Origin of the sequence: Micromonospora sp. WMMD710, assembly GCF_029626045.1 — a bacterium.
GTDB lineage: Bacteria > Actinomycetota > Actinomycetes > Mycobacteriales > Micromonosporaceae > Micromonospora.
On the sequence record NZ_JARUBD010000001.1, the window covers coordinates 3,527,710 to 3,551,516 of the forward strand.

The window sequence follows — 23,807 nt, forward strand, 5'->3', positions numbered from 1 at the left end:
GAGGTAGTAGACCCTGAGCGAAGAATCCATACGGCGCCCCCTGAGTTGGTCGCTGAGTTGGCCACGCTGATGGCGACCCAGGAGAAGAGCCACCCTGGGCGGCAAGTCTTTTCGCTGCCCCCCGAGTTGGCCGCTAAGTTGGCCGCCCTGAGAGAGGCTGCGAAGGGGCCCCCTCGATTCAGTGGACGGCCTCTACCGTCCACTGGGCACCCACACGCGTTCGCCGGGCACATCCCTGGGCCTTCCAGGCAACCCCTACCGCCCGCCAGTTCTCCACCGTCCACTGGGCACCTACACACGTTCGCTGGGCACATCCCTGGGCCTTCCAGGCAACCCCTACCGCCCGCCAGTTCTCCACCGTCCACTGGGCACCTACACACGTTCGCTGGGCACACCCCTGGGCCTTCCAGGCAACCCCTACCGCCCGCCGCTGGAATCACCCGCGAGGCGTTTAGAGAGGCGCACCGGCCGTCGGAGCCACGTGGGTGGCATCCCCATGTGTCGGACGACCCGGGGTGGGCCAACCTGAACCCGGCCAGTCGGACCCCTCGGCCGCCCGCTGAACTCTCCCAAGCCAACAGCCAACGGACCCCTCAACCGCCCGCCGGATACCCCCACCCACCCGCTGCGTACCCCCATCCACCCGCGCCCGCCGGACACCCCCACGCACACACCGAACGGGCCCCTCGACCGCCCGCCGCATACTCCCACCCACCCGCTGCGTACCCCCATCCACCCGCGCCCGCCGGACACCCCCACGCACACACCGAACGGGCCCCTCGACCGCCCGCCGCATACTCCCACCCACCCGCTGCGTACACCCATCCACCCGCGCCCGCCGGACACCCCCACGCACACACCGAACGGGCCCCTCGACCGCCCGCCGCATACTCCCACCCACCCGCTGCGTACACCCATCCACCCGCGCCCGCCGGATACTCCCACCCACCCGCCGGATACTCCCATCCACCTGCTGTATACCCACATCCGTCGACGACGGCCGCTGCGCGTTCCCATTCGTCGACCGTCCTGTGGCCCTATCCGACGTCGGCCACGGCCGCTGCGCGTCCTCATTCGTCGACCACCGGATTGCACCCTCAGCGGTCGGCCCCAGGGCGGTCAATGTGGTGACCTGCTGGTGGTCGTTGCGGCCGCTGCGCAGCGAGCCATTCCCAGCAAGGGGGCTAGTGCGGTGAGTGACGGCCCGGCTGGTTCGAATCCTACCGGACATTCAAGGGCGCCACTACGCGGGACGACGCAGGATTTCGATACGAAGTAGTCCTTCCAGGCGACCGTCCAGAATCCTCCGGTCCTGAGGATCAGGTGGCGAAGCCGGGGGGTGGGGTGGGATGGGTCGCCCGGGCCAGGGCGGCGGCCAGGGGAGGCAGATCCGTCACGGCCAGGGGGCTGACGGTGATGCGGACGGCTGGTGGTGAGGCGATCCGGTAGAGGGCGCCGGGGGCCACCGCCCAGCCGGCGTCGCGCAGCGCGGTCACCGCGCTGGTCTCGTCCGCGACCGGCAGCCAGACGTTGATGCCGCTCCGGCCGTGCGCGGTCAGGCCGTGCTCCGCCAGCGCGGCCAGCAGCCCCTCGCGCCGCCGCTCATAGCTCTCCGCCGCCCGCTCCACCAGCTCGCCGACCGCCGGATCCCGCCAGAGGGCGAGGACCAGCCGTTGCAGCACGGTGGAGACCCAGCCGGCACCCACCCGCGTCCGGCCGGTCACCCGGGCCACGGTGGTCTCGTCGCCGGCCAGCACGGCCAGCCGCAGATCCGGGCCGAAGGGCTTGCTCACCGAGCGCAGGAAGGCCCAGCTCCGCGTCGCACCGGCCAGCGGGTGCAGGGGTACGCGGGCCAGCTCGGCGGCGTGATCGTCCTCGATCAGCAGCAGATCCGGCCGATCGGCGAGCAGGTCCCGCAGCGCATCGGCGCGGGCGGCGGAGACGGCGGCGCCGGTCGGATTCTGCGCCCGGCTGGTGACCACCAGCGCCCGCGCCCCGGCGGCGAGCGCGGAGGCCACCCCGGCCACCAGTGGCCCCTCGTCGTCGACGGGTACGCCGATCGGGCGCAGCCCCAGCGCCGCCACCAGGTCGAGCAGGTTGGCCCAGCCCGGATCCTCCACCGCGACCGCGTCGCCGGGGCGCAGGTGGGCGCCGAGCAGCCGCTCGATGCCGTCCAGAGCGCCGCCGGTGAGGGTCAGCTCACCGGCGGGTACGCCGTCGGCGTTCAGGCGGGCACGGGCCGCCTCGGCCAGTTCGGGCAGCACACCGGCGTCGGAGTAGCCGATCGACGCGCCCGCGTCGGCGGCGAGTGCCGCCAGGTGTGGAGCGAGCGGGGGCAGCGACCGGGGGTCGGGCTCGCCCCGGGACAGGTCACGAGCCCCGGGCAGCGGCGGCGGGCGCAGCGCGGACCGACGGGCGGCCACCGGAGGGCGGGGGCGCACCCGGGTGCCGTGCCGCCCGGCGGTGGCGAGCAGGCCGCGCTGGCGCAGCTCCTGGTAGGCGCGGGCGACGGTGGCGGGGCTGACGCCCAGCTCGGTGGCGAGGGCGCGCACCGGTGGCAGCGCCGTCCCGGGTGGCAGCGCGTCGGTACGGATGCCCGACTCGATGCTGGCCGAAATCGCGACGGCCGTCGCGCCGGTGAACTGATAGCGTGCTGACACAAATCAGGGATTGTACTAGAACAAAGGGGCGAGCATGTACCCACCCACCGCCCGCACCATCCCCAACCGCTCCCGCGACAAGATGAGCTACGACCGGGAAACGGCACACGCCGTGCTCGACGAGGCGTACCACTGCGCCCTCGGGTTCACCGTGGACGGCCAGCCACGGGTGCTGCCCACCCTGCACGTCCGCGTCGGCGACACGCTCTACCTGCACGGCTCCACCGGCAGCCGACCCCTGCTCGCCGCCCGCGACGACGGGCTGCCGGTCTGCGTCACGGTGACCCTGCTCGACGGGCTGGTCTACGCCCGCTCCCAGTTCCACCACAGCGCCAACTACCGCTCGGTCGTCGCACACGGCACCGCCCGACTGGTCACCGACGAGCGGGAGAAGACCGCCATGCTCACCGCGCTGGTCGAGAAGGTCGGCGCGGGACGCAGCACGGACACCCGCCCGCCCAGCCGGCGCGAGCTGGCCGAGACCGCCGTGCTGGCGTTGCCGCTGCGCGAGGTGTCCGTCCGCGCCCGCACCGGCGGGGTCCGCGAGGACGAGGCCGACCTGCACCTGCCGCACTGGGCCGGCGTCCTGCCGCTGCGGCTGACCGCCGGGCCGCCCGAGACCGCCGACGGGGTCACCGCGCCGCTGCCGGCGTACCTGCGGGCCGCCCGCACGCCCTGGCACGACCCGGTGCCACTGCACGGCGAACACGTCCGGCTGGAGCCGCTGGAGGCGGCGCATGCCGACGACCTGCACACCGCCACCGCCGACGACGAGGTGTGGCGGCACCTGACCGTCGCCCGGCCCAGCGCGCCGGCCGGCACCGCGGACGTCATCGCCGGTGCCCTGGCTGCCCAGCACCGCGGCGAACGGGTGGCCTGGGCGCAGCGCAGCGTGACTACCGGGGTGGTGGTCGGCACCACCTCGTACGACGAAATCGATCCGGAGCGGCGGTCCGTGGCGATCGGGCACACCTTCCTCGGCCGCCCCTGGTGGCGTACCGGGATCAACACCGAGGCCAAGCTGCTGCTACTCGGCCGGGCCTTCGACGACCTCGGCGCGGTACGGGTGGTCTGGCACACCGACATCCGCAACGTTCGCTCCCAGGCGGCCATCGAACGCCTCGGCGCCACCCGCGAGGGGGTCCTGCGGATGCACCGGCAACGCCCGGACGGCTCCTGGCGGGACACCGTGCAGTACGCGATGACCGTCGACGAGTGGCCGAGCGCACAGGCCAGGCTGCGCGAGAGGCTTCGCCGGACAACACCGGTGGCGTGATGAGGGCGGGCATGGGGGTTTTAGGTGCCGTCGCCACCGGAGCCGCCGCCTCCTACGCCGGCGCTGCCGGCGGTGCCGCCCAGGCCGTAACCCGGTCGGATCGGCTGGTCGGGATGGCGGCTGACGTGGGCCGACCCGGCGATCTGCGCGGACCAGTCGGCGTGCGCGGCCGCGGCGGCGTGCCGGTTGATCGCCTGGCGGATCCAGCCGTCCACGGTGGCGACCCAGTCCCGCCGATCGGCATCCTCGTGCCAGATCCGGAACCGGCTGATGCTCTGGTGCGTGATCCCGGCCAGCGCCAGCCGGCGATCCATCCACAGGATCGCCTCCAGGCCCGCCGAGTTGGTCACGAAGATCAGCTCCAGCTCGGTGATCGGCCCCGCGTACAGCGGCCCCACCCAGTACCCCCACCGCTGGTTCAACGGCAGGGTGTGCTCCACGCCGGGCAGGCCACCCTCCTGCAAACCCGCCTGACGAATCATGAAGCCCAGCGTGTCCAGCGCCGCCAGCACGTGCTGCTGGGTGGGGACCGGATGCACGAAGACCGGCACCATGGCCCCCTGGTCCAGATCCGGGTCGACGGACACCTCGGTCCGCAGTCCCATCCGCAGACTCAGCAGGGGCACCCCGCCGAACGTGGTCAGCGGGGTCTCCCACGGCAGCGGCATCGCGAAGTCCACCGCCCGCCGGCGGCCCGCCGGCACGACGAACCGGCCGGCGATGGGCACCTGGTGGAACTGCACCAGACGCCGCGGCGCGCCCGGGTCGTCCGGTTCGAGAGTCGTGACCAGGCCCAGCCGGATGTGGCGTACGAGCACGTCCTCCGGCCCGGCGGCCAGGGTCACCCGCCCCGGCAGGCGCAGGCCCGGACGGGTGCTCGGGTTGGGAAGCGTGGTCTGCACGGACAGCCCGGTCCAGCCGGACTCCCGCGACACCCCGGTCAGCCGCACCGCGCGCCCCCCTTCCGGGCCGAGGCCCCGCAGGCGCGCCTACCCGGTGGCGGTCACCTCAAGCCCGCCGGCTGACCCGGCCGTGCCGAGGCACGGCCGGGTCGGTGCCTCAGCGGAGTCGCCGCCCGCGCGGGACCGTGTCGGTTTCGTCGTCGAACTCGCCGATGACCTCTTCCAGCAGGTCCTCCAGCGCCACGAACCCGATCGGCCGGGCCGGGCCGCCGCCGTTGCGCACCAGCGCGAGCTGTGACTGCCGGGCCCGCATCGCCGCCACCGCCTCGGTGACCGAGGACGTCGCGGGCAGGGTGAACGCGGGCGTCATCAGCTCCGCGGCGGTGGCGACGCGACCGGTGGTGACCACCCGCACCGCCTCCCGGACGTGCACCAGACCGCAGACGTCGCCCGCCTCGTCCAGCACCGCCAGCCGGGAGCGCCCGCTGTCCCGGCTGACCTCCTCGATCCGCTGGGCCGGGTCGTCGCGGCGGACGGTCACCATGGTGGCGAACGGTTCCATCACCTGTGCCACCGACGTGCCCTGCAGCTCCAGCATGCTGGTCAGCAACTGGTGCTGCTCGGCGCCGAGCAGTCCGTGCTCACGGGACTGCTCCAGCAGGATCCGCAGCTCGTCCGGGCCGTGCACCTGGGCGAGCTGGTCCTGCTGGTTGACCCCGAACAACCGCAGGATCGCGTTGGCCAGCGCGTTGAGCGCGGACAGCACCGGCCGGGACACCCGCGCGAAGGCGCGGAACGGCAACGCGAGCAGCGTCGCCGAGCGTTCGGCGTCGGTGATCGCCCACGACTTCGGTGCCATCTCCCCCACCACCAGGTGCAGGAAGGTGACCAGCCCGAGGGCGAAGAGCAGGGCGATCAGATGGCTGGGCGCGTCCGGCAGACCCACCGCGTGCAGCAGCGGGCTGATCAGATGCTCGATGGCCGGCTCGGCCAGCGCGCCGAGCCCCAGGGTGCACAGGGTGATGCCGAGCTGCGCGCCGGCCAACATCAGCGACAGCTCGCGGACACCGTCCAGCGCCGCGCGGGCCGCCCGCCCGCCGCTCGCCGCCGCCTGCTCCAGGCGGTACCGCTTGCTGGCCACCAGGGCGAACTCGGCGGCCACGAAGAACCCGTTCAGCGCCAGCAGGATCACCGAGCTGAACAGCGCGATGCCGGGGCTCATGCGGCGGCCTCCGGCCTGCTCAGCGCCAGCCGTACCGAGTCGGCGACGTGCCGGTCCACGGCCAGCACCTCGACCAGCGCGCGGGGCTCCGCCTCGCCGTCGTCGGCGTCGGCGCCCTCGGGCAACAGCCTGATCTCCAGCCGGTCACCGACCTCCGGCACCCGGCCCAACTCCCGCATCACCAGACCGGAGAGAGTGTCGTACTCCGGGGCCTCGGGCAACGCGATACCGGTGCTGTCGGCGACCTCGTCGATCCGCCAGCGGGCCGGCACGACCCACGACCCGTCGTCCTGCCGGGCGGGTGCCCGCTCCGGCGGGTCGTCCTCGTCGCGGATCGGGCCGACCAGCTCCTCGGCGATGTCCTCCAGCGTGATCACGCCGGCGAAGCCGCCGTACTCGTCGACCACGCACGCCATCTGCCGGTGCCCGGACCGCAGCCGGTCAAGCACGGTGGGCAGCGGCAACGTCTCCGGCACCAGCAGCGGCGGCCCCGCCACCGCGCTCACCGGGGTGGTGGCCCGCTCGCCCGGGGGTACGCCGAGCACGTCGGCGATGCCGACGATGCCGATCAGGTCGTCGACGCCCTCCGCACCGCGGACCGGGAACCGGGAGTGGCCGGTGTCCAGGAACTCGACCACCCGGCTCACCGGCTCGTGCGCCCGTACGGTGTGCACGTCGACCCGGGGCACCATGGCCTCGCCGGCGGTGAGTTCACGGAAGTCGAGCCCCCGGTCGAGCAGCGTGGACATCTCGGCGTCGAGGCTGCCCTCCTCGCGGGACTCGGCGATGATCTGCTCCAGGTCGGCGGGGGTGGCCCCGCTGGGCAGTTCCTCGATCGGTTCGATGCCGATGCGGCGCAGCAGCCGTACCGACGCCCGGTCGAAGAGCCGGATCACCGGCCCGGCGACGGCGAGGTAGATGAGGGTGGACCGGCTCAGCGCCCGGGCCACCCGCTCGGCCCGCGCGATGGCCAGGTTCTTCGGGGCCAGCTCACCGAGGACCATCTGGACCACGGTGGCGAGGATCAGGGCCAGTGCCACCGACAGCGGCAGGCTGACCGATTCGCCGACGCCGGCCACGCCGAACAGCTCGGCGAGACCACCGCCGAGGTACGGCTCGGCCACGTAACCGACCAGCAGGGCGGTGACGGTGATGCCCAGCTGGGCGCCGGAGAGCATGAAGGAGAGCCGGCTGGTGACGGTCAGCGCGCGGGCGGCTGCCTCGTCGCCGTCGTCGGCGAGCTGGCGGAGCTTGCCCCGGTCGACGGCGACGTAGCCGAACTCCTGCGCCACGAAGTAGCCGGTGGCGGCGGTGAGCACGATGATCAGAAGGAGACCGACGACGATCAACACGGGTCGCTCAGGGCTCCCGGGGTCGTCGGAACGGGAAGATGCCGGGCACGACCCGGCTGGCTACTGCTGCCCTCCTGGGCAGAAGAGTCGATCATGCCGTCATTTTATCGGCGCTGGCTGGGACTCCGCTGGGGGTGGGCAGAAGGCGTCCGATCGTCCCGTTCATCCGTGCCGACCGCCGTCAGGCCGGCCCCGCCGCACCGCCGCCCGACCCGCGTTCGGCCAGCTCGTCGGCGTCGAGCAGGTCCCGGTTCAGCCGGCCGGACCGGTACGCGGCCCGGCCGATCATCTGTGCCGCGACCGGTGCGGTGGCCAGCTGGAACACCGCCACCAGCGCGATCATGCCGAGGTCGGCTCCGGAGCGCAGCCGCAGGGCGATGCCGATCAGCAGCAGGAGCACCCCGAGCACCTGCGGTTTGGTGGCCGCGTGCATCCGGGACAGGGCGTCCGGGAAGCGCAGCACGCCAATCGCGGCGGCCAGGCCGAGCAGCGCGCCGGTGACCAGGCAGGCGGCGCCGAGCCAGTCCGCGACCGTCGCGATCACGCCTGCTCCCGGACGGCGAAGCGGACCAGCGACACCGAGCCGACGAACCCCAGCAGGGAGAGCACCACGAGCACCGGCAGCGTGGTGGCGTGCCGGTTGACCGCCGCCTCCGCGCCGACCGCGCCGACCATGGTGGCGAGCAGCATGTCCGCGGCGATGACCCGGTCCAGCAGCGACGGGCCCCGGTAGAGCCGGGCCAGCGCCAGCAGCGCGGTCACCGACAGCAGGGCGGTGAGGACGACGGCGAGGAACGTGATCACGGGGAGGTTCCCTTCTCGGCGGGGTCGGTCTCGACCCGGCGCAACTCGGCGGCGGAGCCCACCGCCCGGACGATCCGCCGCTCGACGGCGAGCGTGCGGTCCCGGGCCGCGGCCAGATCCGGCGGCCCGTGGGTGTCCAGCACGTGCAGGTAGAGCGTCGCGGACTCCCGGTCCACCTCGAGGATCAGCGTGCCGGGCACCAGCGAGACCGCCTCGGCGGTGAGCGCCAGGTTCAGGTCCGTACGGACCCGCAGCTGGACCGCGATGATCGCCCCGCGCGGCCGGTAGCCGGGCTGCACGGCGATCCGGGCGACGTGCAGGCTCGCGCTGACCAGCTCGACGGCGAAGCGGCCCGCGAACGCCAGCATCGCCCGGGGCCGCAGCCGGCCCCCGAAGGTGACCGCCGGCAACGGGAAGAACACCAGCACCGCGCTGCCCACCAGCAGGCCACTCACCAGATTCGCCCAATTGATGTCGCCCCAGAGCAGGTTCCAGACCAGCACCAGCCAGCCGAGCGCCACCGCCTGGTCGCGCCAGCGCCCGAACCGGCCACGTCGGGAGGCGGACTGCTCGCCGGCGGTCTGCGGGTCGCCGTCGCCCGGGCCGGTCACGGCGCACCGTCGGGCAGGACAGCCCGCACGTACGGCGTACGCGACAGCAGGTCGGTGGCGGCGTCGGCGGTGACGTCGAACAGCGGACCCGCCAGCACGGTCAGCGCCAGCCCGAACGCGACCAGGGCGATGGTGGCCCCGACCATCAGCCGGGGAAGCTGGACGACGGGTTCGGCGGTGGCCAGCCGGGGCGCCCGCCAGAAGGCGATGTTCCACACCCGGGAGGCGACGTAGAGGGTGAGCAGGCTGGTCAACGTGCCGGCGGCGACCAGCACGGCGGGCAGCGCCCCACCGGCCGCCACACCGGCCTGGAGCAGCCCGAGCTTGCCGAGGAATCCGGAGAACGGCGGCACCCCGGCGAGATTCATCGCCGGTACGAAGAACAGCACGCCGAGCAGCGGCGCCACCCGCGCCAGCCCGCCGATGCGGCGCAGGTCGGTGCTGCCGGCCCGTTCCTCGACCAGACCCGCGACCAGGAACAACGTGGTCTGGATGGTGATGTGGTGCACCACGTAGAAGATCGCCCCGGAGAGCCCGGCGGCGGTGCTCAACGCCACCCCGAAGATCATGTAGCCGATGTGGCTGACCAGGGTGAACGAGAAGAGCCGCTTCAAATCCGACTGGGCCACCGCGCCGAGGATGCCGACCATCATGGTCAGCCCCGCCACGACCATCAGCAGACCGTCCACCTGCCCACCGGGAAAGAGCAGCGTCTCGGTACGGATGATCGCGTAGACACCCACCTTGGTGAGCAGGCCGGCGAACACGGCGGTGACCGGGGCCGGTGCCGTCGGGTAGCTGTCCGGCAACCAGGCCGACAGCGGGAAGACCGCCGCCTTGATGGCGAAGGCGAGCAGCAGCATCAGTTGCAGGGCCAGCCGCACCCTGTCCGGCAGGGCGTCCAGGCGCTGGGCGAGCTGGGCGAGGTTGAGCGTGCCGGTGGCCCCGTACACCAGCCCCACCGCGGTCAGGAAGATCATCGAGGAGAGGATGCTGACCACCACGTACGTCGACCCGGTCCGGATCCGGGTCTCGGTGCCGCCCAGGGTGATCAGCACGAAACTCGCCACCAGCAGGATCTCGAAGCCGACGAACAGGTTGAACAGGTCACCGGCGAGGAACGCGTTGGTGACACCGGCGGTGAGCACCAGGTACGTCGGGTGGAAGATGACCACCGGCGTGGTCTCGCCCGTCTCGCTGCGGCCCTGGCCGATCGAGTACAGCAGCACGCAGAGGGTCACCGCCGACGAGACCACCAGCATCAACGCCGCGAGCTGGTCGGCGACCAGCACGATGCCGACCGGCGCCGGCCAGCCGCCCACGACCATCACCACCGGCCCGTACCGGTACGCCTGCACCAGCAGCAGCACCGCGACGGTGAAGGTGCCGGTCAGGCAGAGCACGCTGACCGCGCGCTGGATCCGGGGTTGCGTGGCCAGCAGCAGGGTCAGCGCCGCACCGAGCAGCGGCACCACCACGGGCAGCGGCAGCAGCGTACCCATCACGCCTCGTCCCCACGCCGCAGCCGGCGGCGGGCAGGTTCGGGATCCACCTGCTCCGGGTCGCCGTCCGGGCCCTCCCCGCCGAGGTCGACGGCCCCCACCTCGTTGCGGCCGGCCCGACGGATGATCTGCCGGTCCTCCAGGTCGTCGGGCACCTCGTCGTCACCGCTGAGATACCAGCTGCGGTACGCCACGGCGAGCAGGAACGCGGTCAACCCGAACGTGATCACGATGGCGGTCAGCACCATGGCCTGCGGCAGCGGGTCGCTCATCTCGTCGACCGGGCCGGTGCCGACGATCGGCGCCCCACCGGAACGGCCACCCAGCAGGATCAGCAGATTCACCCCGTTGCCGAGCAGGATCACGCCGAGCAGGATCCGGGTCAGGCTGCGCTCCAGCAGCAGGATCACCCCGCAGCCGACCAGCACCGCGACCGCGAGCACCAGGATCAGCGTGGGTCCAGCACCCTCCTCGGTCACGCGCGCTCCCCCTTGTCGACGGTCAGTCCGCCCTCGGCGGCCCCGGTGGCCTCGATGTGCCGGTCCACCTCGGCGCCGAGACTGCGCAGGATGTCCAGCACCAGCCCGACCACGACCAGGTACACGCCGATGTCGAAGAAGATCGAGGTGACCAGGTACGCGTCGCCGATCAGCGGCAGCGGCCGCTCGACCTTCGCGCTCTCCAGCACCTGCCCGCTCAGCAGCAGCGCCACCAGGCCGAAGCCCACCGACACGGCCAGCCCCGCGCCGAGGACCACACCGGCACCGACCGGGGCCGCCTCGGTCAGCTCGTACCGGCCACCGGCCAGGTAGCGGACCGCCAGGGCGAGACCCGCGACCAGACCACCGGCGAAGCCGCCGCCCGGCGCGTTGTGCCCGGAGAAGAGCAGGAACAGGGAGAACAGCACCACGGTGTGGAAGATCAGCCGGATGACCACCTCCAGCACGATCGAGCGGCGCTCCTCGTAGAGGGTCGGCCCGCCGCGCAGCCACACCGGCCGGCCCGGCCTGTTCACCCGCCAGTCCGACTCGGGCCGGCGCGGTCGTGGCCCGGTGCGGGACCGCTCGAAGATCAGACTGGCGACCCCGGTCGCGGCCACCACCAGCACGGCGATCTCGCCCATCGTGTCCCAGGCCCGGATGTCGACCAGGGTCACGTTGACCACGTTGCGGCCGTACCCCTGGACCACCGCCAGATCCGGGAAGACGGCGGAGATGTCCGGCGCCCGGCGGGCGCCGGCGGCGACCAGCGACAGCCCGGCGGCCACCACACCCACCGCGACCCCGATCGCCCGGCGGGTCCACCGGCTGCGCCGCAGCGGCCGGGCCGAGAACCGCTCCGGCAGGCGGCGCAGCACCAGCACGAAGACGGCGATCGTCGCGGTCTCCACCAGGAACTGGGTGAGCGCCAGATCGGGCGCGCCGTGCAGGACGAACAGCATGGCGGTGCCGTAGCCGGTCATCCCCACCAGCAGCATCGCGGTCAGCCGGCGTCGGGCGCCGACCGCCAGCACCGCCGCCACCGCGATCACCACGACGACCACCGGTTGCAGCGGGCTGTCCCAGAGCGGGATCCGGGCCCGCCACGGACTGGCGGCGAGCATCGCCCCACCGGGCAGCAGCACGAGGGTGACCAGGATGATGCCCAGGTACTGCGGCAGGGAGCCGCGCTGCGTCGCCCCGGTCACCTCGATGGCCAGCCGGTCGAACCGGCCCACGACCCACTCGTACCCCTGGCTGCCCCTCACCGGTGAGCGGAGCCGCGCCAGCACCGGGGCGAGCGGTCCGCGCGCGGCGAAGAGCAGACCACCGCCGACGAGCGCCAGCACGGACAGGCCGAGCGCCGGCGTCGGTCCGGGCCAGAGCGCCAGGTGCGCGTCGACCCGGCCGAGCAGGTCGGCGTACGGGCGCAGCAGGCCGTCCAACCCGCCGGCGGCCGGGCCGGCGAGCAGCCCGACAGCGGCCAGCACGGCCGGCGGGGCGAGCATCGGACCGGCGATCCGGTGCGGGTGCACCGGTTCCACGCCCGACCGGTCACTGAACGCCCCCCACAGGAAACGGGCGCTGTACGCCACGGTGAGCACCGTCCCGGCGACGAAGCCGGCGAGGAGCACCGGCTGGTCGAGGAACGCCGCGAACACCGCCTCCTTGGCCACGAAACCGACGAGCGGCGGCACACCGGCCATCGACGCGGCGGCCAGCACGGCGACCACGAACAGCGGCCGGGACCAGTGCCGCAGCCCGGACAACTCGCGCAGATCGCGGGTGCCGGCGCCGTGATCGATGATCCCGACGACCAGGAACAGCGCCGCCTTGAACAGCGCGTGCGCCAGCAGCATCGCGACGCCGGCCAGGGCCGCGTCCGGGGTGCCGGACCCGGTCACCGCCACCAGCAGACCGAGCTGACTCACCGTGCCGTACGCCAGCAGCAGCTTCAGGTCGGTCTGCCGCAGCGCCGCCCAGCCGCCGAGCAGCATGGTGGCCAGGCCGGCGACCTGCACGACGGGCCGCCACGGTCCGACCGTGGCGAGCGCCGGCGCGAGCAGCCCGAGCAGGTAGACGCCGGCCTTGACCATGGCGGCGGCGTGCAGGTACGCGCTCACCGGGGTGGGCGCCGCCATCGCGACCGGCAGCCAGGAGTTGAACGGCAGCACCGCCGACTTGGACAGCGCGCCGGCCAGGATCAGCAGCACCGCCGTGATCAGGTAACCGCCACCGGGCAGCGGCTGGGCGGCGATCTGCGACCAGCGGTAGCTGCCGGCGTGCTCGCCGAGCAGGATGAACCCGACCAGCATGGACAGCCCGCCGAGCGTGGTGACGGTCAGCGCCTGCGCCGCCGCCCACCGGCTGGAGCGCCGCTCGGTGCTGTGCCCGATCAGCAGGTACGAGAAGATCGTGGTCAGCTCCCAGCCGACGTAGAGCAGCAGCAGGTCGTCGGCGAGGACCAGGAGGAGCATCGCGCCGGCGAACGCCACCAGCACGGCGGCGTACTGGGCCAACCCGGGCGAGCCGGTGTCGAAGTAGCGGGCGCTGTAGACCAGGATCAGCGCGCCGACGCCGCCGATCAGCAGGGTCATCAGCCAGGACAGGGTGGTGAGCCGTAACGCGATGTCGAGGCCCAACTGCCCGATCCACGGGTACGTCTCGACCACCGTGCCGCCGTCGTCGACGGCCGGGGTGCGGGCCACCGCCCAGCAGAACGCGGCGGCCGGCGCCAACGCCAACGGGTAGCACGCGCGGGTGCCCCACCACCGGACGAGCAGCGGCGCGGCGAGGGCCGCCACGAGGTGGAGGATGAGCAGTACCAGCACCCGCGCTCCCGATCGAGGTGGCCGACGCCCGTGCAGCGGTGGCGCCTGACAGCGATCAGACGACAGTTCGTCGCCCGCCGGGCCGTTTTGCCGGAATTCGCCCGGTGGTCGTCGGGAGGTGCCTGTGGCCCGGGGCCGTCAGCGCAGCAGGGCGTCGCCGATGGGCAGCGCGTCGTCGAGGGCGGCGCGGTCGCGGTGCAGCTCGGCCAGCAGGTCGACCCGACCGAGCTGGCGGGCGACCTTGTCGACCACCCGCTCCGCGGCGGTCAGCGACCGCACCGAGAGCAGGCGGCCGCGGCTCTCCCGACGCAACACGAAGTAGTGGACGGCGGCACGGACCTGGCCGCGGTCGGCGGCGCTGGCCTGTGCGGTGGAGACGACCAGCTCCCGCAGGCAGCGGGCGAGTCGTTCGGCGAGCTCCAGCTCGGGACCGTGCAGGCCGCCGCGGAGCGTGGCGAGGTGGCTGTCGACCTTGCGGATCAGCACATCGGTGCCGGGTTCGACGTTCCGCTGCTCGCCGGCCATCCGATCCCTCCCACCTGCTCGCGTTGCGAGTGAAGTTACTTTATGTTGCTCCTCACAAGCAAGCAGTTAAGTGAGACTTAACGTATTAAGCACGCATCTCGTGCTTATGCCATACGGCCGGACACATTACACCCTGGCCTGTTCGTGGTTGTCGTACCGGAGGAGCACGATGGAGCGGTGACCGGGGCAGACGAAGATACGGCCGGCGTGCTCGACGGGTTCGGCCCGGCCACCCGCGCCTGGTTCGACGCCGCCTTCGCCGCCCCCACCGCCGCCCAGACCGGCGCCTGGCGGTCCGTCGCCGCCGGCCGCAACGCCCTCGTCGTGGCGCCCACCGGCTCCGGCAAGACGCTCGCGGCGTTCCTCTGGTCACTGGACCGGCTGGCCCGCGAGCCGGCACCGGCCGAGGCCCGACAGCGCTGCCGGGTGCTCTACGTCAGCCCGCTCAAGGCCCTCGCCGTCGACGTGGAGCGCAACCTGCGCGCCCCGCTGGCCGGCATCCGGCAGGCGGCCACCCGGCTCGGCGTCGCCCCACCCGAGATCACCGTCGGCATGCGCACCGGCGACACCCCGGCCGACGAACGACGGGCCTTCGCCCGCACCCCACCGGACATCCTCATCACCACGCCCGAGTCGCTGTTCCTGCTGCTCACCTCCGCGGCGCGGGATTCGCTGCGCGGCGTCCAGACGGTGATCGTCGACGAGGTGCACGCGGTGGCCGGCAGCAAACGCGGCGCCCACCTCGCCCTCTCGCTGGAACGCCTCGACGAGCTGCTGCCCGCCCCGGCGCAGCGGATCGGTCTTTCCGCCACCGTCCGGCCGATCGACGCCTGCGCCCGGTTCCTCGGCGGCGCCCACCCGGTCGACGTCGTGCAGCCGGCCACGCCGAAGACCATCGAGGTCAGCGTGCAGGTCCCCGTGGAGGACATGACCCGCCTCGACGAGCAGGAGCAGCCACCCGAGGACGACCTCGGCGGCCCCGGCCCACGCCGCGCCTCGATCTGGCCGGCGGTGGAGGAACGCGTCTTCACGCTGATCGGCCAACACCGCTCCACCATCGTCTTCACCAACTCCCGCCGCAGCGCCGAACGCCTCTGCGCGCGGCTCAACGAGCTGGCCGCCGAGGAGGTGGCCGCCGCGCCGGATGGCGACGCGGTCGGCGTACCGGACGGGTTGTCGCCTGGCGACGACCCGGCGGGTGACGGCGGCCCGGCGTCCGGCGCGCAGCGGTGGGGTGGCCCGGCGGGGCCGGTGCGCAACCGTCCGCCGGCCGAGGTGATGGCCCAGTCCGGTGCGGCCACCGGCGCGGCGCCGGTGATCGCCCGCGCCCACCACGGCAGCGTCTCCCGCGAGGAGCGCAAGCACATCGAGGAGGCGCTCAAGTCCGGCCAGCTCCCGGCCGTGGTGGCCACCTCCAGCCTGGAGCTGGGCATCGACATGGGCGCGGTCGACCTGGTGGTGCAGATCGAGGCGCCGCCGAGCGTGGCCGCCGGGCTGCAACGGGTCGGCCGCGCCGGGCACCAGGTGGGCGCGGTCTCCCGCGGCGTGGTCTTCCCCAAGCACCGCGGTGACCTGCTCTCCTGCGCGGTGGTCGCCGAGCGGATGACCGACGGCGCGATCGAGGAGCTGCACTACCCGCGCAACCCGCTGGACGTGCTGGCCCAGCAGATCGTCGCCATGGTGGCGCTGGAGCCGTGGCGGGTCGGCGACGTGGCCGTGCTGGTCCGCCGGGCCGCGCCCTTCGCCGAGCTGCCCGACTCCGCCCTGCACGCCGTCCTGGACATGCTCTCCGGCCGCTACCCGTCCACCGCGTTCGCCGAGCTGCGCCCCCGGCTGGTCTGGGACCGGGCCGCCGACCTGCTCACCGGCCGCCCCGGCGCGCAACGGCTCGCGGTGACCAGCGGCGGCACCATCCCGGACCGGGGGCTGTTCGGAGTGTTCCTCGCCGGCGCCGAGCGGGCCGCCCGGGTCGGCGAGCTGGACGAGGAGATGGTCTACGAGTCGCGGGTCGGCGACGTCTTCCTGCTCGGCTCGTCCTCGTGGCGCATCGAGGAGATCACCCCCGACCGGGTGCTGGTCTCGCCGGCCCCCGGGCAGGCCGCGCGGATGCCGTTCTGGAAGGGCGACCAACTGGGCCGTCCCGTGGAGCTGGGTCGGGCCATCGGCGCCCGGGTGCGCGGTCTGCTGCGGCAGAGCGACGAGGCGGCACTGGCCGCGCTGCGGTCCGGCGGGCTGGACGACTGGGCCGCCGGCAACCTCATGGCGTACCTGCGTGACCAGCGGGAGGCCACCCGCTCACTGCCCGACGACCGAACGATCGTGGTCGAGCGGTTCCGCGACGAGCTGGGCGACTGGCGGCTCGCCGTGCACAGCGTCCTCGGCGCGCGGGTCAACGGGCCGTGGGCCCTCGCGGTGGGCCGCCGGCTCGCCGAACGGTACGGGGTGGACGCCCAGGTGATGCCCTCCGACGACGGCATCGTGGTACGTCTGCCGGACACCGCCGACGAACCGCCCGGCGCCGACGTGGTGGTCTTCGAGCCCGACGAGATCACCCAACTGGTCGAGGAGTCGGTCGGCACGTCCGCGCTCTTCGCCGCGCGCTTTCGCGAGTGCGCCGCCCGGTCGCTGCTGCTGCCCCGCCGCGACCCGCGCCGCCGCCAGCCGCTGTGGCAGCAGCGGCAACGCGCCGCGCAACTGCTCGACGTGGCCCGCGAGTACGCGGACTTCCCGGTCACCCTGGAGGCCGCCCGGGAATGCCTCCAGGATGTCTTCGACCAGCCGGCGCTGGCCGGGCTGATGCGTGACCTGGCCACCCGCAAGGTCCGGCTGGTCGAGGTGGAGACCAGCGCCCCGTCCCCGTTCGCCCGGTCGCTGCTCTTCGGTTACGTCGGCGCGTTCCTCTACGAGGGCGACGCCCCGCTCGCCGAGCGCCGCGCCGCCGCGCTCGCCCTGGACTCCACGCTCCTCGGCGAGCTGCTCGGCCGCGTCGACCTGCGCGAGTTGCTCGACCCTGCGGTGCTCACCGAGACCGAGCGGCAGTTGCGCTGGCTGACCGAGCAGCGCCGTCCCCGCGACGCGGAGGACGTGGTCGAGCTGCTGCGGGTGCTCGGCGACCTGAGTGACGCCGAGCTGACCGAGCGGGGTGTGCCCGAGACCTGGCTGACCGAGCTGGAGGCCAGCCGACGGGCACTGCGGGTGCGGATCGCCGGCGAGCAGCGCTGGGTGGGTGTCGAGGACGCCGCCCGGCTGCGTGACGCGCTCGGCGTGGCGCTGCCGGTCGGGGTGGCCGAGGCGTACCTCGCGCCGGTGGCCGACCCCCTGGGTGACCTGGTGGCCCGTTACGCCCGCACGCACGGGCCGTTCGCGGCGGCGAGTTGCGCGGCCCGCTTCGGGCTCGGTGTGTTCGTCGTCGAGCAGGCGCTGCGCCGTCTCGCCGCCACCGGCCGGGTGGTCTCCGGGGAGTTCACCCCGGATTCCGCCGGCGCCCAGTGGTGCGACGCCGAGGTGCTGCGGATGCTGCGTCGCCGCTCGCTCGCGGCGCTGCGCCGGGAGATCGAGCCGGTGCCACCCCGGGCGTTGGCCACGTTCCTGCCCCGCTGGCAGCAGGTCGGCTCGTCGGCCCGGGGCGTCGAGGCGCTCGCCGCCACCGTGGAGCAGTTGCAGGGCGCGGCGGTGCCGGCGTCCGCCCTGGAACGGCTGGTGCTGCCCGGCCGGGTCGCCGACTACTCCCCCGCACAGCTCGACGAGCTGTGCGCCAGCGGGGAGGTGCTGTGGGCCGGGTCGGGGGCGATCTCCGGCGGCGACGGATGGGTCACCCTGGCGTACGCGGATGCCGCGCCGTTGCTGCTCCCACCGCCGGACGACGCGCTGACCCGCACTCCGCTGCACGACGCGGTCCTCGACGCGCTCGGCGACGGGCAGGCGCTGTTCTTCCGGCCGCTGGCCGACCGGGTGGGCTCGACCGACGACGCCGCCCTGACCGGCGTCATCTGGGACCTGGTCTGGGCCGGTCACCTCACCAACGACACCCTCGCCCCGCTGCGCGCGGTGCTCGGCGCTGGCGGCGCGCACCGCTCCCGGCCGTCCGCACCCCGCACCCGGTACCGGCGGCCGGGCCGGGTGGCGCTGCCCACCCGGGGTGGCCCGCCGACGGTCGCCGGGCGCTGGTCGCGTCTGCCGGATCGGGACCTCGACCCGACCCGGCGGGCCGCCGCTCTCGCCGACGTGCTGCTGGAGCGGCACGGGGTGGTCACCCGCGGCGCGGTCATGGCCGAACAGGTGGTCGGCGGGTTCGCGGCGGTCTACCCGGTGCTGTCGGCGCTGGAGGAACGCGGCGCGGCCCGCCGGGGCTACTTCGTCGAGGGGCTCGGCGCGGCGCAGTTCGCGGTCCCCGGCGCGGTGGACCGCCTGCGCGCCCTGGCCGAGCCGGCCGACGGTGCCCGGGGCCGCGGTACCCCGGCCACGGTGCTCGCCGCCACCGACCCGGCCAACCCGTACGGCGCGGCGCTGCCCTGGCCGGACCGGGTGGTCGACTCCGGCGACGGGGCCGCCCCGGCGACCGGGCACCGGGCCGGCCGCAAGGCGGGCGCGCTGGTGGTGCAGGTCGGCGGCGACCTGGTGCTCTACGTGGAGCGCGGCGGCCGGACGCTGCTCTCCTTCACCGACGACACGGACACGCTCGCCGCGGCCGGCAAGGCGCTCGCCGACGCCGTCCACTCCGGAGCGTTGGGCGCGATGTCGGTGGAGCGGGCCGACGGCGAGGCGGTGCACTCCTCACCGCTGCGCGACGCGCTGACCGCCGCCGGCTTCCGGGCCACCCCACGCGGCCTACGCCTGCGCGGCTGACCCGCGCTCCGGCCCCAGCGCGCCCGGCCCCAGCGCGCCCCGCCCCCAGCGCGCCCCGCCCCCGGCGCTCCCGGCCAGCGCCGGCCCGGCAATGTCGCGTCGGGCGCACCTCATCTGATGAGTGATGCCTGTGCGTCATCAAGATGACTCACCGGCATCACTCATCGGACCGGGTTCAGCCGAGGCCGTTGAGGACCTTCTCGTAGCGGGGCCGCTCGGCGGCCGGGGTCTTCGCGTCGAGGTAGTTGAGGACCACCGCACCGCGCCGGTACGACTGGCCGCCCCAGGTCTCCGCGATGTCGCTGGCGCTGATCTCGTCGGGGAACACGTACACCGTGACGGCGTCGGTCGAGATGAGCTCGGAGCAGCCCAGGCCGAGCCCGTCCGGGCCACAGTCGACCGAGCGGTCCTTCGGGTGCGGCACCTTCAGGCCGGCGTCCCTGAACGCGTTGACGACCTGGGTGGCGCCGGGCGCGCCGGCCGGACGTCGGGGCAGCACCACCGGCGGCGGGCTGGCCGGCCGGCGTTCGGTGGGCCCCTGCGGCGCCACGGACGGCGGGGCGGGTGGCGTTGCCACGGCGCCGGAGCTGGACGGGGCCGCCGAGGGCATCGGCGCGCTCGGAAGGCCGGTCGCCGCCGGGGCCGAGACCGACGACGCGATGGGCGCCGCGTTCGGCGGGTCGGCGTCGTCATCGCCGCAGCCGGCGGTGACGGCGACGGCGACCAGCAGGACCCCGAGGACGGGCAGGCTCCGAAGTGTCACCTGGGCAGTGTGCCCAACCGCACCCGGCGGCGGGAGGGGCCGGTCGGCCACCGCGCTGTCCCATATCCGCCACCACGGGTCGGCCGTGCGGCGACGGTACGTTCCAGGGCTGGCGGAGCAGGCGCGGCGAGAGGCGGGGGGCCGAACGTGGGCGGGTTCGAGGTGCGGCCGGCGCGGCCCGCCGAGCGGACGGCGATCGACGCGCTGCACGAGCGCGAGTGGGGTGGCCCGTATGTGGTCGCCCACGACACCCGGCACGACGTGCGTACCCTGCCGACCCTGGTGGCGCTCGACGCCACCGCGGCGGTGGTCGGCGCGCTGACCTACCGCGTCGACGGCGACGGCCTGGAGGTGGTCACCCTGGTCGCGGCCGCGCCCGGCGGCGGCGCCAGCACGGCCCTGCTGGCGGCGGCGACCGCGACCGCGACCGGGGCGGGCCTGGCCCGGGTGTGGCTGATCACCTCGAACGACAACCTGCGGGCGTTGCGGTTCTACCAGCGACGCGGCATGCGGCTGGTGCACGTCGACCGGGGAGCGGTGGACCGTGCCCGCCGACTCAAACCGGAGATCCCCCTGGTGGGCGAGGACGGCATCCCCCTGCACGACGAACTCGTCCTGGAGCTGCGCACCGACGCGGAGGGTTAGCCTGCGGGCATGTCCGTCACGCCCTGGATTTCGCTGACCACCGACTACGGCCTCACCGACGGTTTCGTGGCCGCGTGCCACGGGGTGATCGCCCGGATCGCGCCGGCGGCCCGGGTCATCGACGTGACCCACCTGGTGCCACCGGCGGACGTGCGGCGGGGCGCGGCGGTGCTGGCGCAGACGGTGCCGTACCTGCCGGTGGGTGTGCACGTGGCGGTGGTCGACCCGGGGGTGGGCACCGCCCGGCGGGGCGTCGCGCTGGCCACCCCGGGTGGGCTGCTGGTCGGTCCGGACAACGGGCTGCTGCCGGATGCCGCCGCCGCGCTCGGCGGGGTGACCGCCGCGGTGGAGCTGACCGAGCCGCGCTGGCTGGCCCGCCGGGTGTCCGGCACCTTCCACGGGCGGGACGTGTTCGCGCCGGTCGCGGCCCGGCTGGCGCTCGGCGCGCCACTGGGCGAGGCGGGGCCACCGGTGGATCCGGCCGGTCTGGTCCGGCTGCCGGCGCCGACGCTGACCTCGGACGACGACGGCTTCACCGCCGAGGTGTCGACCGTGGACCATTTCGGCAACGTTCAGCTGGCCGCGCCGGCGCACCTGCTCGACCCGCTGCCGACGACGGTGCGGGTCGGTCCGCCGGGGGTGGCACCGGCCCGGCCGGCCGTCCGGGGGCGGACCTTCGGCGACGCCCCGGCCGGTGGCCTGGTGGTGTACGTCGACTCGGCGGATCTGGTCGCGGTCGCCGTGAACGGCGGGCGGGCGGTGGACCTCCTTCGGGTGGCCCCGGGTGACGTCCTGCGGGTTTCCCGCTGATATTCGACTGTGGAATGCTGCCCCGGTGGGTGAACACGTAGTTCCCGTGGGCTGTCCGTGCTGTGCATCCCGAACCGGCGGGGGGACCTGCCCGGTCTGCTTCTGGACCGACGACGGTCAGACCGACGCCGACGCCGACGCCGTCCGGGGCGGCCCCAACGGCGACCTGAGTCTGTCGCACGCCCGGCTCAACTACGCCGTCTACGGTGCCAGCCACCCGCGCTACCAGGACATGGTGCGCCCGGCCCGCCCCGACGAGCGCCCCTGACGGCACCCGGCGGGGCGGGCACGGGTCAGCAGACCGGCACGCTGCCGCCGTACACGCCGGAGATGTACGCGTGGCTGACGTACTGGCCGGTGGCCAGCCGGTTCCAGCGGGTGGTGGTGCGGTAGGGGCCGGCCACCGACTGGCCGGTGACGTAGCACTGGATCGGCACGTTGGCGAACCGGGCGGCGAGGCCACGGATCGGGTACGACGTGCTGGCCCCGGTGCGGATGTTGAGCGGCCCGTCGCCGACCACGCCACGCGGCCCGCCACCGGTCCACAGGTAGGCGACGTCCACCCAGGCGTTGGTGGTGAGCTGGAGGCCGTCCCAGAAGGTGCCGTCGGCCAGGTCGATGCCGGCCGGGTTGAGCACGGTCCGGCCGAACTGGTCCCGCCCGCCGTTGTAGCCGGACTGGTAGGCGGCCTGCGCCTCGGGTCGGCCCTGCGGCAGGTTCTTCCAGTTCTCCCGCACCGCCGACGGGTTCCAGTAGTCGTCGCGGGTGTTCCACGGTCCGACGTCCCAGACGGGGGCGTACTCGCAGCGCGAACCGGTGGTGGTGCAGACCCGGACGGTGTAGTCGCCGCTGTTGAGCGGGGACAGGCCGCGCCGCGACGGTAGTGCCACGAAGTGGTCCCGGGGCTGCACGGTGCGACCGTTGGCGGTCAGGTTGCCGACCAGCCCGATGCGGGTGGCGTACACCCGGTAGGTGAGGCCCGGAGTGGCCGCGGAGACGGCGGCGGTGGCGTCGGCGGTGAGCTGGACGCCGCGTACCGTCGCGGTGGCGCCGCCGGTGGGCGCGGTGAGCACCACCCGGCTCTGCACCCGGCTCACCGGGCGGTCGAAGACCGCGCCGGCGGTCGCGGCCCGCCACTCGGTCCAGCCGCTGACCCGCCAGCCACGGACCTGGGCCTCGGCGGTGGCACCCGCCGGTACGTCGGCGTCGACCTTCGCGCGGATGCGGGTTGCCGGCCGGCTGAGGGTCCGGGGAGCGCTCAGCAGCATCCCCTCCGCGACCGCGCTGTGCGGGCTGCGGGGGCTGCGCCCGGCGGATCGGCCCTCACGCAGCCGCAGCCCGGCGACGGTGCGCCGGACGTTGACGTCGTCGCGGTCGACGACGGACAGGTCGACGTTCCACCGTTCGCCGGCCGGTGCGGCGGCGGTGAGGGTGAGCGGGCCGCCGGCGGCGGGTGCGCCCGGGACGTGGCTGGTGGCGGGCAGGAGCGTGGCGGTGAGGGCGAGGGTGAGGGTGGTGACGAGGGAGAGGGATCGGGTACGACAATGCGGCCTTGACATCGGCATTCTCCTCAGAACCCCCTGATCCTCGCATGTCAGGAGATCATGAGGAACCGGTGTACAAATAGCGACACATGCGAATCCTGCTCGAAAGAGGGAGGATGGTGGGATGCCCGAGGGTGACACCGTCTGGAACACCGCGCGCGTGCTGCACCGCGCGCTGGCCGGCTCGAGGATCACCGACAGCGACTTCCGGGTGCCGCAGTTGGCGACCACCGACCTCACGGGCTGGACGGTCCGCGAGTCGGCGAGCCGGGGCAAGCACCTGCTGCTGCGCCTCACCGCACCGGATGGGGCGGACTGGACCCTGCACTCGCATCTGCGGATGGACGGCGCCTGGCGGGCGTACGCGCCGGGCGAACGGTGGAGCGGCCGCCCGGCCCACCTGATCCGGGTGGTGCTGCGCAGCCCCGGCGCGGTGGCGGTCGGCTACCACCTGCACGAGCTGGCGCTGGTGCCGACCGCTGAGGAGGACCGCCTGGTGGGTCACCTCGGCCCCGACCTGCTCGGCCCCGACTGGGATCCGGCCGAGGCGGTGCGCCGGCTCGGCGCCGACCCGGAGCAGACCATCGGCGAGGCGCTGCTCGACCAGCGCGCGCTGGCCGGCGTGGGCAATCTCTACAAGTGCGAGGTGCTGTTCCTGCGTGGCGTGTCCCCGTGGACACCGGTCGGCGCGGTGCCCGACCTGACCGGCATGGTGTCGCTCGCGCAGCGGCTGCTCGCGGCCAACCGGGGTCGGTGGACGCAGAGCAGCACCGGCTCGCTGCACCGGGGCCAGACCAGCTACGTGTACGGCCGCCGCGCCCAGCCCTGCCGCCGCTGCGGCACCACGATCCGCAAGCAGGAGCTGGGCGAACGCGTCACCTACTGGTGCCCGGTCTGCCAGCCGGAACACCCGGACGCCCCGTCACCCGGCTGACCGCCCCGCACCGACCGAGGTCATCCCAGATACGGACGATTGGGTAATTCCTATCTGGCCGTCGGAGTCGCATGCTGCGGTTGAGTGCTCACCGACCGTCAG

19 protein-coding genes are annotated in these 23,807 nt (G+C 73.9%); 6 read left to right on the forward strand and 13 right to left on the reverse strand.

The window, feature by feature from the left end:
- Positions 1–1,319: 1,319 nt before the first annotated feature.
- Positions 1,320–2,660 (reverse strand): aminotransferase class I/II-fold pyridoxal phosphate-dependent enzyme, encoded by a 1,341-nt coding sequence (locus O7620_RS16195; RefSeq protein ID WP_278123670.1) that lies wholly within the window; start codon positions 2,658–2,660, stop codon positions 1,320–1,322.
- Between the two features lie 34 nt (positions 2,661–2,694).
- Between O7620_RS16195 and O7620_RS16200 the strand changes: the two genes are divergently transcribed.
- Positions 2,695–3,936, forward strand: a complete 1,242-nt coding sequence (locus tag O7620_RS16200; protein ID WP_278123671.1) for a bifunctional pyridoxamine 5'-phosphate oxidase family protein/GNAT family N-acetyltransferase — start codon at positions 2,695–2,697, stop codon at positions 3,934–3,936.
- A 20-nt stretch (positions 3,937–3,956) separates the two neighbouring features.
- Here the strand turns inward: O7620_RS16200 and O7620_RS16205 are convergent, their stop codons facing one another.
- The 10 genes from O7620_RS16205 to O7620_RS16250 all read right to left on the reverse strand — a co-directional run bounded on the left by O7620_RS16205 (position 3,957) and on the right by O7620_RS16250 (position 14,164).
- Positions 3,957–4,886: a sporulation protein gene (locus O7620_RS16205; RefSeq protein WP_151491589.1), complete on the reverse strand. Its 930-nt coding sequence runs from the start codon at positions 4,884–4,886 to the stop codon at positions 3,957–3,959.
- A 109-nt stretch (positions 4,887–4,995) separates the two neighbouring features.
- Positions 4,996–6,060, reverse strand: a complete 1,065-nt coding sequence (locus tag O7620_RS16210) for a hemolysin family protein (RefSeq protein ID WP_151491590.1) — start codon at positions 6,058–6,060, stop codon at positions 4,996–4,998.
- Entirely contained in the window at positions 6,057–7,412 is a 1,356-nt protein-coding gene (locus tag O7620_RS16215; RefSeq protein WP_278123672.1) for a hemolysin family protein, read from the reverse strand. Before O7620_RS16215 ends, O7620_RS16210 begins: the two co-directional genes overlap by 4 nt.
- 181 nt (positions 7,413–7,593) lie before the next feature.
- On the reverse strand, positions 7,594–7,953 hold the full coding sequence (gene mnhG, locus O7620_RS16220) for a monovalent cation/H(+) antiporter subunit G (RefSeq protein WP_278127033.1): 360 nt from the start codon (positions 7,951–7,953) through the stop codon (positions 7,594–7,596).
- Positions 7,953–8,216 carry a monovalent cation/H+ antiporter complex subunit F gene (locus O7620_RS16225; protein ID WP_278123673.1) on the reverse strand — a complete coding sequence of 88 codons (264 nt, stop codon included), beginning with the start codon at positions 8,214–8,216 and terminating at the stop codon, positions 7,953–7,955. The genes mnhG and O7620_RS16225 overlap by 1 nt, the downstream gene beginning before the upstream one ends.
- Positions 8,213–8,827, reverse strand: coding sequence for a Na+/H+ antiporter subunit E (locus tag O7620_RS16230; protein WP_278123674.1), 615 nt, complete (start codon positions 8,825–8,827; stop codon positions 8,213–8,215). Before O7620_RS16230 ends, O7620_RS16225 begins: the two co-directional genes overlap by 4 nt.
- On the reverse strand, positions 8,824–10,329 hold the full coding sequence (locus O7620_RS16235; protein WP_278123675.1) for a Na+/H+ antiporter subunit D: 1,506 nt from the start codon (positions 10,327–10,329) through the stop codon (positions 8,824–8,826). Before O7620_RS16235 ends, O7620_RS16230 begins: the two co-directional genes overlap by 4 nt.
- Positions 10,329–10,808 (reverse strand): Na(+)/H(+) antiporter subunit C, encoded by a 480-nt coding sequence (locus tag O7620_RS16240; RefSeq protein ID WP_278123676.1) that lies wholly within the window; start codon positions 10,806–10,808, stop codon positions 10,329–10,331. Before O7620_RS16240 ends, O7620_RS16235 begins: the two co-directional genes overlap by 1 nt.
- The gene (locus tag O7620_RS16245; RefSeq protein WP_278123677.1) at positions 10,805–13,639 is read right to left on the reverse strand and encodes a Na+/H+ antiporter subunit A; all 2,835 of its coding nucleotides are present in this window, start codon (positions 13,637–13,639) and stop codon (positions 10,805–10,807) included. The genes O7620_RS16240 and O7620_RS16245 overlap by 4 nt, the downstream gene beginning before the upstream one ends.
- A 138-nt stretch (positions 13,640–13,777) precedes the next feature.
- On the reverse strand, positions 13,778–14,164 hold the full coding sequence (locus O7620_RS16250) for a hypothetical protein (protein ID WP_151491596.1): 387 nt from the start codon (positions 14,162–14,164) through the stop codon (positions 13,778–13,780).
- Between the two features lie 177 nt (positions 14,165–14,341).
- Between O7620_RS16250 and O7620_RS16255 the strand changes: the two genes are divergently transcribed.
- Positions 14,342–19,009, forward strand: coding sequence for an ATP-dependent helicase (locus O7620_RS16255; RefSeq protein ID WP_278123678.1), 4,668 nt, complete (start codon positions 14,342–14,344; stop codon positions 19,007–19,009).
- A gap of 175 nt (positions 19,010–19,184) precedes the next feature.
- On the opposite strand, the gene O7620_RS16260 is transcribed toward O7620_RS16255, so the two are convergent.
- Positions 19,185–19,772 (reverse strand): hypothetical protein, encoded by a 588-nt coding sequence (locus tag O7620_RS16260; RefSeq protein ID WP_192580456.1) that lies wholly within the window; start codon positions 19,770–19,772, stop codon positions 19,185–19,187.
- Positions 19,773–19,919: 147 nt separating this feature from the next.
- Between O7620_RS16260 and O7620_RS16265 the strand changes: the two genes are divergently transcribed.
- From O7620_RS16265 to O7620_RS16275, 3 genes are read left to right on the forward strand one after another with little or no spacing between them, the layout of a single operon-like run.
- A complete protein-coding gene (locus O7620_RS16265; RefSeq protein ID WP_278123679.1) occupies positions 19,920–20,417 on the forward strand; it encodes a GNAT family N-acetyltransferase in 498 nt (165 codons plus the stop codon).
- A gap of 9 nt (positions 20,418–20,426) precedes the next feature.
- Positions 20,427–21,227 carry an SAM-dependent chlorinase/fluorinase gene (locus O7620_RS16270; protein WP_151492444.1) on the forward strand — a complete coding sequence of 267 codons (801 nt, stop codon included), beginning with the start codon at positions 20,427–20,429 and terminating at the stop codon, positions 21,225–21,227.
- Positions 21,228–21,252: 25 nt separating this feature from the next.
- Positions 21,253–21,495 carry a CPCC family cysteine-rich protein gene (locus O7620_RS16275; protein WP_225854764.1) on the forward strand — a complete coding sequence of 81 codons (243 nt, stop codon included), beginning with the start codon at positions 21,253–21,255 and terminating at the stop codon, positions 21,493–21,495.
- Positions 21,496–21,520: 25 nt separating this feature from the next.
- Here O7620_RS16275 and O7620_RS16280 read toward each other — a convergent pair whose 3' ends face one another.
- Positions 21,521–22,786 (reverse strand): hypothetical protein, encoded by a 1,266-nt coding sequence (locus O7620_RS16280; RefSeq protein ID WP_278123680.1) that lies wholly within the window; start codon positions 22,784–22,786, stop codon positions 21,521–21,523.
- Positions 22,787–22,895: 109 nt separating this feature from the next.
- Between O7620_RS16280 and O7620_RS16285 the strand changes: the two genes are divergently transcribed.
- Complete coding sequence (locus O7620_RS16285; protein WP_278123681.1) at positions 22,896–23,705, forward strand: DNA-formamidopyrimidine glycosylase family protein; 810 nt, start codon at positions 22,896–22,898, stop codon at positions 23,703–23,705.
- Positions 23,706–23,807: the final 102 nt, after the last annotated feature.

Coding starts and splice junctions, on each gene's coding strand:
- O7620_RS16200 (WP_278123671.1), top strand. CDS start 2,695: ATGTACCCACCCACCGCCCGCACCATCCCCAACCGCTCCCGCGACAAG.
- O7620_RS16210 (WP_151491590.1), bottom strand. CDS start 6,060: ATGAGCCCCGGCATCGCGCTGTTCAGCTCGGTGATCCTGCTGGCGCTG.
- O7620_RS16235 (WP_278123675.1), bottom strand. CDS start 10,329: ATGGGTACGCTGCTGCCGCTGCCCGTGGTGGTGCCGCTGCTCGGTGCG.
- O7620_RS16250 (WP_151491596.1), bottom strand. CDS start 14,164: ATGGCCGGCGAGCAGCGGAACGTCGAACCCGGCACCGATGTGCTGATC.
- O7620_RS16270 (WP_151492444.1), top strand. CDS start 20,427: ATGTCCGTCACGCCCTGGATTTCGCTGACCACCGACTACGGCCTCACC.
- O7620_RS16280 (WP_278123680.1), bottom strand. CDS start 22,786: ATGTCAAGGCCGCATTGTCGTACCCGATCCCTCTCCCTCGTCACCACC.
- O7620_RS16285 (WP_278123681.1), top strand. CDS start 22,896: ATGCCCGAGGGTGACACCGTCTGGAACACCGCGCGCGTGCTGCACCGC.